Raw genomic sequence first — 15,118 nt, 5'->3', positions numbered from 1 at the left:
CTCCCGTCTGTTGGTCCGCGGTTGTCAGTCCGCGCTCAGTCCGCGCTCAGGCCGCGCGCGCCAGGATGCCCGCCTCCTCGACCGGACGCGCCACCTGGATCAGGCAGTCGCCGGCCTCGCTGTCGCTGTGCAGGCGCCGCGAGATGACGATGCCCGTTTCCTGGAAGCGCAGTTCCTCCTCCGGCTGGTCGAGGCGCGTCAGGTCGTGGAACCAGCCGGCGAGGTCGCCGGCGGCGACCCGCGCCCCGACGTCGACCGCCGGCTCGAACCAGCCGCGCCGCAGCGCGTAGATGGCCTGCCGGTGGCTGTCAAGCTGAAGCAGTTGCATGGGCGCCGCGGCAGGCCCGGACGCTGCCAGGACCGGCGCATCGGTCAAGCCGACGGCGATCAGCAGGTTGTCGATCGCGCGGGCGGTGTAGGCCATGGTCTCCGGCGTCACCGTGCCGCCGCCGCCGAACTCGCCGCTGATGCCGATGACCCCGGCCCGCGCCGCCGCCGCCATCGAGGTGGGCGCCGTCGCGCCGTTCTCCGCGACGAACCCGTAGGGCATGCCCAGCGCCTGCATCAGCTCCAGGGCGCGGCCCAACCGGTCGGGCGTGCCCTGCCGCTCGATCAGGGCGCACGGCAGGTGGGCCATCGAGGTGCCGCCGGAATGCAGGTCGAACACCACGTCGTGGCGTGGAAACAGCTCGTGTTCGAGGAAATGGGCCAGCCGGAAGGTCGGAGATCCGGCCGGGTCGCCGGGGAAGGCGCGGTTGAGGTTGCCCTCGTCCAGCGGCGAGCGCCGCCGCGCCGCCATCACGGCCGGCGCGTTGGTGGCCGGCAGGATCGTCACCTCGCCGCGGATGCGCGCGGGATCGAGACGGCGGAACAGGCGGCCCAGCAGCAATTCGCCTTCGTATTCGTCGCCATGGTTGCCCGCCATCAGCAGCACGCGCGGACCAGCCCCGTTGCGCACGCGGCAGACCGGGACCTTCACCTGATAATAGGGGGAGCGGTCCACCGAGAACGGGATGCTGAGGAAATCCAGCGACTTGCCGTCGGCGGCAAAATCGAGCGCGTGGTAGAGGCCAGTGTGCATTCCAAAAACCTTCTGGCGGAGGGGCGCCCTGACAGCGTTTGCCCTGACAGCGTTTGCCTGGGCAGCGGTTGCCCGGCGCCTCCTCCGGTTCGCCGAAAAAGCCCGCTTACAGCGAGGCCAGCGCCGTCATCTCGACCCGCAGGTCCGGGTCGGCCAGCCGCGCTTCGGTGCAGGCGCGGGCCGGCGGGTTGGCCGGGTCGATCCAGGCGTCGTAGACCTCGTTCATGGCATCGAAGTCGGTGATGTGCGGCAGGAAGACGTTGACGGCGACCAGCTTGGACTTGTCGGTGCCGGCCTCCTCCAGCAGGGCGTCGAGCTTCGCCAGCACGTCCCGGGTCTGTTCCCCGATCGAACCCTTGCGGTTGTTGGCGACCTGGCCCGCGATGTGGACCATGCCCTGGCAGACGACGGCCTGGCTCATGCGCGAACCGACCTGGAACCTCGTGATCATCGAATGAAACCTCTCTTGCGGTGCCGAACGGCGGATTACATCTGCGGAAGCGTCTGCTTTTCCTTGAACCACTTCATCTGAAGGGCGCTCAGCTTGCCGTTCAGGCGGTTGTAGAACAGGAAGGTGTTGATCCAGTTGACCATGTCCTGTTCGCCGTGGCGGACGGCCACATGGGCCGGCGACTGGCGGATCAGGAACTTAAGCTCGACATCCTTGCCGGGATTGTCCTCAGTGACCTTCAGCGCGATGGCGCTGTTCTCGGCGAAGGCCTCGACCTGGCCGGCCAGATAGGCGGCGATGGCGCCGGGGGTGTCCTCGAAACGGACCAGCTTGGCGCCGGGGGCGTTGTCGGTCAGCCAGATGTCGAGCGTCGAGCCCTTGGCGACGCCGATGCTGTGGCCCTTCAGCTCGGCCGGATCGGTGGCGGTGGCCATCCCCTTCAGCCCGTAGACGCCGAGATTGACCGCGGCGTAGGGCTGGGAGAAGGTCACCTGCTGGGCGCGCTCCGGCGTCGCGCCGGCGGCGGCGATCAGCACGTCCACCTTGTTGGCGAGCAGGCTGGGGATGCGGTTGGCGCCGGTCACCTGGACCAGATCCAGCTTCACGCCCATGTCGGCGGCCATCAGCTTGGCAAGGTCGATGTCGAGGCCGGCGGCCTCGCCCTTGGCGTCCTTGAAGCCCCAGGGGGCGGCGTCCATCAGCACGCCGACGCGCAGCTTGCCGGCCGACAGCACGTTCTGCAGGGCATCCGCCTTCGCGGCGGACGGCAGGGCGGTGGCGGACAGGGCGACGGTGGCGCAGACCGCCACGGCGGCGGCAAGGGTCCGGAAGAGTCTCACGACATTGCTCCTCTGTTCTGGTCGTTGTCCGGCCCTCAAGGGGTCGGTGAAGGGGGTCGGTGAAGGGGGTCGGTGAAGGGGGACCGGTGGTGGCTCAGCGCGCGGAGGCGATGAAGCTCCGCAGCTCGGGGGTGCGGGGATTGGCGAAGAGTTCCGCCGGCGGCCCCTCCTCCCAGACGCGGCCCTGGTGCATGAAGACGATCTTGGAGGCGACGTTGCGGGCGAAGCCCATCTCGTGGGTGACCAGGACCATCGTCATGCCCTGCCGCGCCATGTCCTCCATTACCTTCAGAACCTCGCCGACCAGCTCCGGGTCGAGGGCCGAGGTCACCTCGTCGAACAGCATCAGATGCGGCCCCATGGCGAGGCAGCGGGCGATGGCGACGCGCTGCTGCTGCCCGCCCGAGAGCTGGGCCGGATAGGCGTCGATCTTGTCGGCCAGCCCGACGCGGGCCAGCACGTCGAGCGCCAGCGCCCGGCCTTCCGCCTTGGCGATCCGCTTGTTGAGGATCGGGGCCAGCGTGATGTTGCGTTCCACCGTCAGGTGCGGGAACAGGTTGAAGGCCTGGAAGACGATGCCGACGCGCTGGCGGAAGCCGCGCAGGTTCGGCATGTCGGTGCGCACCGACTGGCCCTCCACCGTGATCGCGCCGCCGTCGATGCGCTCCAGCGCGTTGATGCAGCGCAGCAGGGTCGATTTGCCGGAGCCCGACTTGCCGATGATGGTGACGATCTCGCCCTCGTCGATGCTGAGCGAAACCCCCTTGAGCACCTCGATGGAACCGTAGCTCTTGGTAACGTTCTTGATGTCAACGAGCGCCATTGAGACGGGCCTCCAGGGAACGCGCCCACAGGGTGAGCGGCAGGCAGGCGGCGAAGTAGATCGCCGCGACGATCGAGTAGACCAGCAGGGGCTGGAAGGTGGCGGCGCTGACCAGCTGGCCGGCGCGGGCGAGTTCGACGAAGCCGACGATGGAGGCCAGCGACGTGCCCTTGATCAGCTGGACGAGGAAGCCGACGGTCGGCGGCAGCGCCATGCGGAAGGCCTGCGGCGCGATGACGTAGCGGAACTGGTGCCAGGTCGACAGGCCGAGGCAGGCGGCGGCCTCCCACTGCTCGTGCTTCACCGCCTCGATGCCGCCGCGCCAGATCTCGCCGAGGAAGGAGGCGGTGTAGACGGTCATGGCGATGCCGACGGCGACCAGCGGCGGCATCTCCACCCCGAGAAAGACCGGCATGCCGAAGTAGAAGAACATCAGCAGGCCGAGCAGCGGGACGCCCTGGACGAGCTGGAGGAAGGCGGTGGCAGTCCAGCGCAGCGCGCGGCGGGCGCTGGTCCGCATCAGGGCGAGCCCCAGCGCCAGCGGGGCGCCGAAGGCGAGCGCGATGAGGACGAGGACGCCCGTCCATTGCAGCGCGCTGAGCAGCGACAGGAAGTCGGCGAGGGAAAAGGAACGCATGGCCGGTGTCTCCGTCAGCGCCGCACCGGCCAGCGGAAGGCGAGGTGCCCCACCGCGGCGAACAGCAGTTTGAAGGTCATCACCAGGGCGAAGTAGATGCCGCAGATCACGGCATAGACCTCGAAGCTGCGGTAGGTGCGCGTCTCGATGAAGCCGCCGGTGTGGAACAGCTCCTCCGCCGAGATCTGCGAGGCTAGCGAGGTGCCGAGCAGCAGCAGGACGAACTGGCTGGTGAAGGCGGGGTAGACGCTGCGCAGGGCGGGCGGCAGCACGATGTGGCGGAACACCTGCCAGCGGGTCAGCCCCAGGCACTGGCCGGCCTCGACCTGGCTGCCGGGAATGGCGTCGAGCCCGGCGCGGACGATCTCGGTGCAGTAGGCGCCGAAATAGAGGCCGAGCGCGATCGCCGCCGCCTCGAAGGCTCCCATCCGCAAGCCGAAGCCCGGCAGCACGAAGAAGACCACGAACAGCTGGATCAGCGACGGCGTGTTGCGGATCAGCTCGACGTAGCCGCGGATCGCCCAGCGCACCGGGCGCGGCCCGCTGCGCACCGCCGCCGCCCCGGCGACGCCGATGGCGGTGCCGATCACCGCGGCGACCAGGGTCAGCAGCAGCGTGTGCAGCGTGCCGTCGATCAGCTGGTCCTGGTAGCGCAGGAGCTGCTGGAAATTCAATGTCTGCATGGCGTGTCGGACCGCCTTGGATCAGCCGAAGAAGGTGCGGTAGGCGCTGCGGACCCGTCCGTCGGCACCGAGGCCGAACAGCACCCGCCAGCGGTCGATGCAGGTGCAGGGGTGCGAGATCCCGAACTCGACGATGTCGCCAACCGCGAGATCATGGCCGGCGAGATCGTGGCCGGCGAGATCATGGCGGGCCGGCACGGCGATGAAGGCGTGCTGGTCGTTCAGCCGGGTCACCCGCAGGCCCTCCGCGGAGAGCGCGGCGCCGTCGCGGTGGACCCGCAGGGGCCGGGGCAGGTCCTGGTCGAAGGAGGCGTCGCGCATGCCGAAGCCGCAAATGGCCAGTTCCGGCTCGGGCCGGGTCAGCACCTCCGCCCACAGGCGCAGGGCCGGGCGGAAATCGGCCGCGGTGGCGCCGCCGCAGGCGAACCCCTGCCGGGCGTCGAGCGCGCCGAGCGCGCGTTCGTAGACGCCGTGGTCGTGGAAGAAGATGGCGCCGCTGCGCAGCACCAGCGTGGCGTTGCCGTCCGTCGCGGCGACCGGCGCCAGACCGGTCACCACCATGTCGAAGAAGGCGGAACCACCCGCGGTGAGCAGCAGCGGCCGCTCCGGCGCCAGCGCGCGCACCAGCGCGAAGGTCTCCGCCGTTCGGTCCATCAGAGCGGCGATGTTGGCGGCGGTCTCGGCCGGATCGGCGGTGGCGACCGCCCCTTCGTAGGTGGCGACGCCGTCGAGGACCAGCAGGCCGGGGTGGCGGACGACCGCGGCGAGGATCGCGTCCACCGCCGCCCGGTCGCGGGCGCCGGCGCGGCCGGCGCCGACCTCGACCAGGACGGGCAGCCGCCGCCCGGCGGCGCGCGCCGCGGCGGCGAGCGTCTCGACCGCGGCAGGGGAATCGGCGAAGGCGCGCAGGTCGGCGTCGGGGTGGGGGGCGAGCAGCGCGCCCAGCCGCTCGCCGCTGGCCCGGCCGCCGATCTCGTTGGCGAGGATCAGCCGGGTCACGCCGGCGCGCAGCAGAACGGCCGCCTGCTGCAGGTTGGCGACGGTGGCGCCCCAGGCGCCGGCCTCCACCAGGGCGGAGGCGATCTGCGGGGCCATCGGCGTCTTGGCGTGCGGGGCCAGCGCCACGCCGTGACGGCGCGCATAGGCGAAGATCAGGTCCCGGTTGGCGGCGAAGGCGTCCTCGTCGAGCGTCAGCACCGGAAGCGCCATGTCGCCCGCGGCCGGCCGCCAGCCCCGGGCGCCGACATCACGCAGCCGCAGCGGCGCCGCTCCGGGCGGCACCCCCCGGATGCTGTCGTCTAAAGGGCTGTCGAGCAGGGCATCGAGAAACAGGCTCATGGGGCAATCCTGACCAGCCAGATGAGGGCAAAGGCGATGAACGCTAATGACAACGTTATCATATCGCCGTTTCGTATCGATGACAACGTTGTCATTAGCGTTCGATGAAATTTTATTCTTCCGCGAGCCGCGGCTGGGCTGACGCCACCGTTCCTTGCTGGCGCGGCCGGTCAAACCTTCCGCCGAAAAGGCCGAGGTGTCAGGGCAGCCCCTTAAGACACGGTATCGGGGCGAACTCCGTGATCGGGCCGATGAGCACCCGTGGCCGTTCCGGAGTCCGCAGGGCTGATCTCGGCAGGGCTGATCTCGGCAGGGCTGATCTCGATGGTCGCCGTCATGCCCGCTGCCAGTTCGACCTCCGAGGGCACCCGATCGATATGGATGCGGACCGGGATGCGCTGGGCGAGTCGCACCCAGGAAAACGTCGCCGCCACATTCGGCAGGCCGAGATGACCCGGCGTGTCGTTGCTGTTCTCGATGCCGCGGCCGATGCTTTCGACATGGCCCGATATCGGCTGCTCAAAGCCCATCAGCATGATTCTCGCCGGGCTGCCGACGCGGATGTGCCGGATCTTCGTTTCCTCGAAATAGCCGGTGATCCGGAAGCTGGCCGCGTCGAGAACGGCGACCTTCGTCACGCCGGCCGTGGCATAGTCACCGGGCCGCAGCCTCAGATTGGTGACATAGCCATCGATCGGCGAGCGGATGGTGGAGCGCGCGAGGTCGAGTTTGGCGAGATCGAGAGCCGCGACCGCCGCCTGATAGGCAGCCCCCGCCGCCGTGGCCGCTCCACCCGACTGCTGCACGGCCTCCTGGGACAGGACATCGCGCAGCTGGCTGTGTCGCCGCGCCGTCGCCTGCCGAACGAGCATGTCCTGCCGTTTGGCTTCGACGTCGGCTTCCGCCTGTGCCACGGCAAGCCGGAGCCGCTCAGGATCGATCGCATACAGAATATCGCCGCGATGGACGTGCTGATTATCGACAACGGATACGGCGCTGACCGTGCCGGAGACCTCCGGTGCGATCTGCACGACATCCACGCTCACGCGCCCGTCGCGGGTCCAGGGCGTCCGCTCGTAACGGCTCCACGCCTCCCACGCGACGAATGCGGAGGCAACCACGAGGCAAAGAGTCAGGGCATAGCGGCCGAGAAGGGACAGAACAGACGTCATGGCAATGTTCCAACCGAGGGCAGGCACTGCACGAGCAGACCGTAGATGAGGACGAAGATGGCAGGCTCGACGAGCGGCCGATGAGCGAACAGGCGGTGGATGCCGGTGGCGGCGAGGACGCGGACCACCGCCATGGTGACGCCCAGGGCGGCGAGCGCGAGCACCACCAGACCGGGGATGAGGACGCCCCCGACGCTGAGGTCAACGATCATGGGCTGTGTTTTCCCTTCACCGTTTCACCGGAACCGAGCGCGAATCGAAGGTCGATGAGCAGGTCGAGCATCCGCATGCGGTCTTTGATCGAGCTGCCGGCGATCAGTGCCGCCAGCGCCTCGATGCGCCGGACGAGGTCGGCGTGATCGACAGGGCCGGTCCGACCCCTGGCGCCGAAGCGTGCGGCGACCGCCAGAAGCAGTTCTCTCGCTTTGTCGCCGACCTCGCCCTCGGTCCGTGGGATCGTCTTGCGGAGCTGGCCTGCGGCGTGACCGATGCGAAGATGGTGCAGCGTATCGTCAAGGACGTCCGAATAGGCGTTCCCGGACGCCCGCAATCTTGGAAGCAGCAGCGCCGTCCGATCGATCATGAGGCTCGTCCAGTGTGCCTCGTTGGGCGCGGCACCCAGGGCTCGACGTCCGACGTCCCGCCGGCTTACGTGAAGCAGCCGGTTGATCGCCGTGTCGACCGGCACGGTCTGGAACAGAGACATGCTGACCGCCGCGAAGCCGACCGCCGCGAAGAGCGCGATCACCATGTTGAGGGAGGCCGCGAAATCGCCGGTGTAGGTGGGGCCCAGACCCGAGAGGATCGGAATTGTGAGGGTGATGCCGAGCGCCCGGAAGGTCGTCGGGAGCCGCGCCTGCAGGGAACCGGCGAACAGAAACGCCGGGGCGAGAACCGCGACGAGAACGGCGAAGCTCGTGACCTGGGGAAGGATGACGTAGCTGTAGGCGAGGCTGATCGCCACCCCATGGATCGATCCGACCATATACTTGATGACGTTGGGCACCGGCGTGTCGACATTCCCGAACAGCGTGCAGCAGACGCCGAGGATGGACACCGCCGTCCCGCCCTCCGGCCAGGCCGACCAGATCCAGAAGGCGCAACCGATGAGGATGCCGACCATGGCGCCCAGGGCAGCCCGCGCCGCCATCCAGGGATCGCGGTGATAGACGTAGCCCTTCGCACGCCGCGGCCCATGAAGCGGCGCCGCATCGCGCGCGCGGTCGACAGTCCCGATGGTTCGGACGAGCCTGTCGCAGTCCTGGAGCAGGCCGATCATCTCCGCCAGATGTCCGGCGAGATTGGCGGCCAGCCGGTCGCCAAGCGTTGAGGCGTCTGCGCCCAAATGGTTCCGGATCGCCCGGGCGCGGCCGATCAGGCGGGCTGCGGCGTCGTCCCGCTCGGCCGTCCCGGCGGTTGCGATCCATGCTCCGACGTCATCGAGCAGCGCACTCAGCGCATCGGGTACGCCGTCACCCCCGGCGCCGAGGACGTGCATCCGGTCCTCGATCTCCGTCGCGAGCGGAAGCAGTCGTGCAAGCCGGTCATGGACCAGCTGCAGCTTTTCACGGCGCGGCGTCATGGGGGCCGCGTCATACGGCAGGTGAGTTGCAAGCCCTTGCAGGGCAAGAAGGTCCGCCGCAAGCTGGTTGCGGTCCCGACGGCTCGTTGCCGGCGTTCCGCTGAGCACATCCGCCGCCAGCCGCCGCGCGTCCTGCAGCGTTGCCGACAGCTTGCCGGTGAACTGGCCCGTCATGCGCTTCGGCACGACATAGCGGTGCACCAGGATGGCGCAGAGAATCCCGATGGATATCTCCTGGACCCGCACCGAGGCCGTTTCGAAGACCGCGCCGGGATCGAGGACACTGGGGAAACCGATCAGGCTCGCCGTGTAGCCGGCAAGAACGAAGGCGTAGGCGCGCGGCGTGCGATCGAGCAGCGAGAAGAACAGGCACAGCCCGATCCAGCCGGCCAGAACCGCGCTGCACGTGATCGGATCGTTCACGCAATTCGGGATGATCGCCACCGTCGCCACGGCACCGGCCATTGTCCCCGCGAAGCGATAGACGCCCCGGCTGAGCGATGCCCCGACGGAGGTCTGCGAGACGATGTAGACGGTGACAACGGCCCAGAACGGCTTGGGAAGGCCGATGCGCAACGCGATGCAGTAGGCCAGCATCGCCGCGGCGAAACTCTTCGCCGAAAAGAGGATCGCATCCGCATCCGCCCTCATGGCGGGCGTGCGGAGGGCGTCGAGTCCTGCGCGCAGCATGGCGGCACTGGCCTTGCGCAAGAGGGTGATTGCGGCGTTCCCGGTGGTCATGCCGCCAGTTGTGACCGATTTGCAGAATTTGATAAATTCGGTATTCTGTCAGAAAATATCCAAAAGCTGCCAATCGATGCCCCTTTCACGATCAGCCGTCTCCGCCTTCGACCCCGATCTCACGGATCGGCCGGCCGTCGCGCGCCAGCTCAACTTCGTGGACCATGAGGCGGAAGTGCCGATGCACACGCACCGCAAGGGCCAGTTGATCCTCGCGCTGCATGGCGCCGTCACCTGCACCGCGGACAATGAGATCTGGATCGTACCGCCCAATTGCGGCGTTTGGATTCCCGGCGGTGTGCCGCATTCCGCCCGTGCGACGGCAAACGCGCGGCTCAACTACCTGTTCGTCGAGCCGGGGGCAGCGGGCTTGCCCGCGGACTGCTGCACTCTGTCCGTCTCCCCGTTGATCCGGGAAATGGTCGATCGGTTGGCTCGGGAGCCCGCCGACTATCCCTCGGACGGCCATGCGGCCCGGCTTGCGAGGGTGGCTCTCGACGAACTGGCCGACATGCCGCGTGAGCGCTTCAACCTTCCGATCTCCAGCAATCCAAAGATCCGTGCGATGGCGGATGCCCTGACGGTGGCCCCCTCCGACCGCAGCACCTTGGCCGAATGGGCCAAGCGCGTGGCGATGAGCGAACGGTCGCTGGCTCGTTTGATGATCCGCGAGACGGGCCTGACGTTCGGACGCTGGCGGCAACAGCTTCACCTCGTCATCGCCCTTCGGGAACTGGCCAGCGGTGCGGCGGTCCAGGACGTAGCCGCCGAACTGGGCTATGACTCGGTCAACGCCTTCATCACGATGTTCAAGAAGGCTTTGGGAAGCACGCCCGCACAATACTTCGCGCAACGCAGGACGGAAATAAGTTCTCCACTGAAATAAACATCCGTTGATTGAGCAATCCTATGATTGCTGAAATCCATGCGTTTGCGCATGGACTCGCCGGCCCCCGCGCGTGGCGTGGGTCGTGCCCCCCTGTGCGATGCATGAGCTGTGGGGAACCTCCCTGCAACACGCCCGTCCTGCGCTGGATGTCGCCGCCGCCCTGATCTCGACCAGCGCCCGGGGTTCGGAATCGGCGAAAAACCGCGCCCGGAACGAAGCGCGCGCTTGACGCCGCGCATAAATCCTATTTTCCTATATGAAATAAGGAAAATAACACCTCCGAGAAATGTAAATCTGATGCGACCACGGCCCGGGTGACGGCTCTCCGCCTTGCCCCAGCCAAACAGGAGACCCGGCATGAAGGCTTCGGATGACTTCCACTGGATGCTGATCGCGTCGCTCAGCCCGTCTTGCGCCTTGCCCTTGCCCCTGCCGCCGCAACTTTCGGACGATGCGCCGGACCAGACGCTCACGCCTCACCGGACGCGCATGGAAGAGCCGCCGCTCAGCCACTGGCTGGCCTTGGGGGCCGGCGTCGTCCTGGCCGTCCTTCCGGTGCTGGTGGCCGCGCTGGCCTGATCCGCCCGACGCCCGGCTTCGGCCGCACCCCATCTCCCAAACGGACGGACGACTCCATGACCGATCCCTCCCTTCCCAACCTGTCCCGTCTGCGCGGCTTCATCGGCGACTTCACCCGTCTGGTGGAGCGGCTGGGCGACGACGAACCTGCCATCCTCGACGCGGGGCGCAGCCTCCTGGCCGGGCTGGTCGCCGTGGACGACTGGCTGCCCGACGCCTACGCCCAGCCCGATCCGGTCCATTACCGGCAATATCTGCTGCATTGCGATCCCCATGAGCGCTTCTCGGTCGTCAGCTTCGTCTGGGGGCCGGGGCAGCGCACGCCGATCCACGACCACACCGTCTGGGGCCTCGTCGGCGTGCTGCGCGGGGCGGAGCATTCCCAACGCTACGAATTGCAGGACGGCCCGCCCGTCGCCACCGCCGCCGACCTTCTGCCGGTCGGATCGGTGGAGGCGGTGTCGCCGCGCATCGGCGACGTCCACGCCATTTCCAACGCGCTGACCGACCGACCCTCGATCAGCATCCACGTCTATGGCGGCAACATCGGCGCCATCCGGCGGTCGGTCTTCGATCCGCTGACCGGCCAGCGCAAACCCTTCATCTCCGGCTACGCCAACAGCGCCCTGCCCAACCTGTGGGACCGCTCGAAACCCGTTCCGCAAGCCGCATAACAGGTCCCGGAAAGCAAACCATGCCCGACACCGCCCCGCCCGACATCGCAACGCCCGACACCGCAACACTGGCCACCCGCACCGCCGCGGACATCCGCCGCGACTGGATCGACCGCAGGGAGGTCGCCCTTCTCGACGCGCGGGAGGAGGGGCCCTATTCGCTGGCCCACCCGCTGTTCGCCGTGTCGGTGCCGCTCAGCCGGGTGGAATTGCTGGCCTACGACCTGCTGCCGCGGCGCGACGTGCCGGTCACCGTCTACGACAACGGCGAGGGCTACGCCGAGCCGGCGGCGCGGCGGCTCCAGGCGCTGGGCTACCGCGACGTGACGCTGCTGGAGGGCGGGCTGGCCGGCTGGACCGCCGCCGGGTTCGAGGTCTACCGGGACGTCAACGTGCCCAGCAAGGCGTTCGGCGAGTGGGTGGAGCATCACCGCCACACCCCGTCGCTGTCCGCCAACGAGGTGAAGACGCTCGTCGACACCGGGGCCAATCTGGTGATCCTCGACGCCCGCCGCTACGAGGAGTTCCAGACCATGGCGATTCCCGGCGGCACCAGCGTGCCCGGGGCCGAACTGGTCAAGCGCGTCCACGACATCGCGCCCGACCCGCGGACGATGGTCGTCGTCAACTGCGCCGGGCGCACCCGTTCGATCATCGGCACGCAATCGCTGGTGAACGCCGGCATCCCCAACCGCGTGGCGGCGCTGCGCAACGGCACCATCGGCTGGACCCTGGCCGGGCTGGAGCTGGACCGCGGGCGCGACGGGCGCTTTCCGGCGGTGTCGCCGGAGGGCGACGCCAAGGGCCGCGAGGCCGCCCGCGCGGTGGCCGACCGGGCCGGCGTCGGGCGCATCGGCCCCGCCGCGCTGGACGCCTTCCGCGGCGACGAGCGGCGCACCCTGCATCTCTTCGACGTGCGCACGCCGGAGGAGTACGAGGCCGGTCATCTGCCGGGCTTCCGCCACGCGGCGGGCGGGCAGCTCGTCCAGGCGACGGACGAGTATGTCGCGGTGCGCGGCGCCCGCATCGTGCTCGCCGACGACCCGGCGGGCGGCGGCGGCCCGCGCGCCGACATGACCGCCTCCTGGCTGGCGCAGCTCGGCTGGGAGGTGCATGTGCTGGAGGGCGACGTGGCGTCGCTGGGCCACGAGAGCGGCCCCGACCGCCGCCGCCTGCCGCCCGTCCCGGACGCCGGGGCGGAGACGGTGCCTCCGCGCGACCTGCTGGCCCTGCTGGAGAACGGCGAGGTGGCGGTGATCGACATCACCCGCAGCCCGCGCTACCGCGCCGGCCACATCCCGGGGGCGTATTTCTCGACCCGCGCGCGTCTGGGCGGCACCATCGCTCGCCTGCCGAAGGGCGTGCGGCCGGTGCTGACCTGCTGGGACGGCACGCTGACCCGCTACGCCGCCGCCGATTTCCCGCCGGGAGCGTTCCCGCTGCTGCTGGAGGGCGGCACGCAGGGCTGGGTGGCGGCCGGGCTGCCGCTCAGCGCCGGGCTGGAGCGCCTGGGGCCGGAGCCGGACGACGTCTACAAGCGTCCCTACGAGGGCACCGACAACAGCGCCGCCGCCATGCAGGGCTACATCGACTGGGAGCTTGAGCTGGTGGACCAGCTGAAGCGCGACGGCGCCCACAATTTCCGCGTCATCTGACGATCTCCGCCACAGGACACCCCATGACCATTTCCCCGCGCTTCTCCGCTTCCCCGCGTTTTTCCGGGGTGGGCCGCCGGGCGCTGCTCGGCACCGCGCTGCTGCTCGCCGCCGGCTTCGCCGGCCTGACGCCGGCCCCCGCGCAGGCCGAGGCGACGCAGGTCCGCTTCGCCCGCAACCTCGGCCTCGGCTACCTGCCGCTCTACGTCATGGAGGACAAGGGGCTGGTGGAGAAGCACGCCCGCACCGCCGGGCTGGGGGAGGTGACGGCCAGCTACACCCCGCTCGGCAACCCGACGACGATCACCGAGGCCACCCTGTCCGGCAACGCTGATTTTGGGGCGGCGGGCGTGCCGGCCTTCATCATCGCCTGGGATAAAACGAAGGGGAACGCCAACCTGCGCGGGCTGGCCGCCCTGAACGCCCAGCCGGCCTACCTCAACACCAACCGGCCCGAGGTGAAGGGCCTGACGGACTTCACCGAGACGGACCGAATCGTCGTGCCGTCGGTCCGTGCCTCCTATCAGGCTATCGTGCTCCAGATCGCCGCCGAGCAGGTCTTCGGCCCCGGCCAGCACGCGCGGCTGGACCCGCTGACCGTCTCGCTGGCCCATCCCGACGGCACCGCCGCCCTGCTGTCCGGCCGGACGGAGATCACCGCCCACTTCACCAGCCCGCCCTTCCAGGACCAGCAGCTCCGCGACCCGAAGATCCACAAGGTGCTGAGCAGCTACGACGTGCTGGGCGGGCCGGCGTCCTTCAGCGCGCTGTGGACCTCCGCCGCCTTCCACGACGCCAACCCGCGGCTGACCAAGGCCGTGCTGGCGGCGCTGGAGGACGCGGTGGCCCTCATCAAGGCCGACCCCAGGGAGGCCGCCCGCGCCTACATCCGCATCGAGAAGTCCAAGCTGGGCGAGGAGGAGGTGGCGGCGATGATCGCCCATCCGGAGGTGTCCTACGACCTCGCCCCGCGCGGCATCGGCATCTTCACCGACTTCATGGCGCGCATCGGCTCGATCCGCAACCGGCCCGCCGACTGGCGCGACCTGTTCTTCGCCGACATCCACGACCGCACCGGAAGCTGAGGGCGTTCCCATGACCCACCCCGCCTTCACCGCCCATCCGGTCTCCCCCACGCTGGGGGCCGAAATCCGCGGCATCGACCTGTCGCGGCCGCTGGACGGCGCCAGCGCCGCCGCGCTGGCCGCGGCGCTGGACCGCCATCTGGTGCTGGTGTTCCGCGACCAGACGCTGTCCGACGCCGACCTCGTCCGGGTGTCCGGCCATTTCGGGCCGCTCGACAAGGCGCCGATCACCGAGCATGGCCGGCTGCACGCGCCGGGCTTCGAGGAGGTCTACGTTATCTCCAACGTCACGGAGCAGGGCCGTCCCATCGGCGCGCTGGGGGCGGGGGAGTCGGTCTGGCACGCCGACATGACCTATCTGGAGACCCCGCCCTACGCCAGCAGCCTCTACGCGCTGGAGGTGCCGGAGGAGGGCGGGGACACCGGATTCATCAGCATGTTCGCCGCTCACGACGCGCTGCCGGAGGATCTGAAGCGGCGGATCGACGGGCTGTCGATCAAGCACGACAGCACCACCAACAGCGGCGGCTATCTGCGGCAGGGCTTCGCGCCGCCGACCGACCTCGCCACCTCGCCGGGCACCGTGCACCCGCTGGTCATCGCCCACCCGGCGACCGGACGCAAGGCGCTGCTTCTGGGGCGCCGCCCGCACGCCTGCATCCCCGGCCTGCCGCCGGCGGAGAGCGAAGCCTTGCTCGATGCGGTGTGGGAGGCGGCGGTGCGTCCGGAGCTGTCCTGGCACCACCAATGGCGGGTCGGGGATCTCGTGATGTGGGACAACCGCTGGACCATGCACCGCCGCGATCCCTTTCCCGAGGACCAGCGCCGCCGCATGCACCGCACCCAGATCGCCATTCCCGCCGGGCTTTCCGGAGGCCACTCGGGGTGA

Annotated in this window: 16 protein-coding genes; 6 read left to right on the top strand and 10 right to left on the bottom strand. The window is 69.2% G+C overall.

Annotation, left to right across the window (positions count from 1 at the left end):
- Nucleotides 1–46 precede the first annotated feature (46 nt).
- The 10 genes from ACWPN7_RS26575 to ACWPN7_RS26530 form a co-directional block, all read right to left on the bottom strand.
- Nucleotides 47–1,081: a M14 family metallopeptidase gene (locus ACWPN7_RS26575; RefSeq protein WP_451997023.1), complete on the bottom strand. Its 1,035-nt coding sequence runs from the start codon at nt 1,079–1,081 to the stop codon at nt 47–49.
- 106 nt (nt 1,082–1,187) lie between these two features.
- Complete coding sequence (locus ACWPN7_RS26570) at nt 1,188–1,532, bottom strand: RidA family protein (protein WP_103041026.1); 345 nt, start codon at nt 1,530–1,532, stop codon at nt 1,188–1,190.
- Between the two features lie 35 nt (nt 1,533–1,567).
- Nucleotides 1,568–2,371, bottom strand: coding sequence for a transporter substrate-binding domain-containing protein (locus tag ACWPN7_RS26565; RefSeq protein WP_040137384.1), 804 nt, complete (start codon nt 2,369–2,371; stop codon nt 1,568–1,570).
- A 94-nt stretch (nt 2,372–2,465) separates the two neighbouring features.
- On the bottom strand, nt 2,466–3,194 hold the full coding sequence (locus ACWPN7_RS26560) for an amino acid ABC transporter ATP-binding protein (RefSeq protein ID WP_014198858.1): 729 nt from the start codon (nt 3,192–3,194) through the stop codon (nt 2,466–2,468).
- The gene (locus ACWPN7_RS26555) at nt 3,181–3,831 is read right to left on the bottom strand and encodes an amino acid ABC transporter permease (protein ID WP_014198859.1); all 651 of its coding nucleotides are present in this window, start codon (nt 3,829–3,831) and stop codon (nt 3,181–3,183) included. Before ACWPN7_RS26555 ends, ACWPN7_RS26560 begins: the two co-directional genes overlap by 14 nt.
- Before the next feature lie 14 nt (nt 3,832–3,845).
- The gene (locus ACWPN7_RS26550) at nt 3,846–4,514 is read right to left on the bottom strand and encodes an amino acid ABC transporter permease (RefSeq protein WP_456529174.1); all 669 of its coding nucleotides are present in this window, start codon (nt 4,512–4,514) and stop codon (nt 3,846–3,848) included.
- A gap of 21 nt (nt 4,515–4,535) precedes the next feature.
- A complete protein-coding gene (locus ACWPN7_RS26545) occupies nt 4,536–5,852 on the bottom strand; it encodes an alanine racemase (RefSeq protein ID WP_459196209.1) in 1,317 nt (438 codons plus the stop codon).
- Between the two features lie 212 nt (nt 5,853–6,064).
- The gene (locus ACWPN7_RS26540; RefSeq protein WP_459196208.1) at nt 6,065–7,024 is read right to left on the bottom strand and encodes an efflux RND transporter periplasmic adaptor subunit; all 960 of its coding nucleotides are present in this window, start codon (nt 7,022–7,024) and stop codon (nt 6,065–6,067) included.
- Nucleotides 7,021–7,236: a DUF1656 domain-containing protein gene (locus ACWPN7_RS26535; RefSeq protein ID WP_200776150.1), complete on the bottom strand. Its 216-nt coding sequence runs from the start codon at nt 7,234–7,236 to the stop codon at nt 7,021–7,023. The genes ACWPN7_RS26540 and ACWPN7_RS26535 overlap by 4 nt, the downstream gene beginning before the upstream one ends.
- Nucleotides 7,233–9,347 carry an FUSC family protein gene (locus ACWPN7_RS26530; RefSeq protein ID WP_459196207.1) on the bottom strand — a complete coding sequence of 705 codons (2,115 nt, stop codon included), beginning with the start codon at nt 9,345–9,347 and terminating at the stop codon, nt 7,233–7,235. The genes ACWPN7_RS26535 and ACWPN7_RS26530 overlap by 4 nt, the downstream gene beginning before the upstream one ends.
- Here ACWPN7_RS26530 and ACWPN7_RS26525 point away from each other — a divergent pair.
- The 6 genes from ACWPN7_RS26525 (at nt 9,295) to ACWPN7_RS26500 (ending at nt 15,118) form a co-directional block, all read left to right on the top strand.
- Entirely contained in the window at nt 9,295–10,233 is a 939-nt protein-coding gene (locus ACWPN7_RS26525; protein ID WP_459196206.1) for an AraC family transcriptional regulator, read from the top strand. The two genes, ACWPN7_RS26530 and ACWPN7_RS26525, sit on opposite strands and share 53 nt — an antisense overlap.
- Before the next feature lie 360 nt (nt 10,234–10,593).
- Entirely contained in the window at nt 10,594–10,815 is a 222-nt protein-coding gene (locus ACWPN7_RS26520) for a hypothetical protein (protein WP_456510832.1), read from the top strand.
- Nucleotides 10,816–10,871: 56 nt separating this feature from the next.
- Entirely contained in the window at nt 10,872–11,489 is a 618-nt protein-coding gene (locus ACWPN7_RS26515; RefSeq protein ID WP_040137392.1) for a cysteine dioxygenase family protein, read from the top strand.
- Nucleotides 11,490–11,509: 20 nt separating this feature from the next.
- Nucleotides 11,510–13,144: a rhodanese-like domain-containing protein gene (locus ACWPN7_RS26510; protein WP_459196205.1), complete on the top strand. Its 1,635-nt coding sequence runs from the start codon at nt 11,510–11,512 to the stop codon at nt 13,142–13,144.
- Nucleotides 13,145–13,167: 23 nt separating this feature from the next.
- A complete protein-coding gene (locus ACWPN7_RS26505) occupies nt 13,168–14,229 on the top strand; it encodes an ABC transporter substrate-binding protein (protein WP_407824385.1) in 1,062 nt (353 codons plus the stop codon).
- A gap of 10 nt (nt 14,230–14,239) precedes the next feature.
- Entirely contained in the window at nt 14,240–15,118 is an 879-nt protein-coding gene (locus ACWPN7_RS26500) for a TauD/TfdA dioxygenase family protein (RefSeq protein WP_459196204.1), read from the top strand.

Source organism: Azospirillum sp. UENF 312511 (genome assembly GCF_058780635.1).
This window is presented reverse-complemented; position numbering and strand designations above follow the sequence as displayed.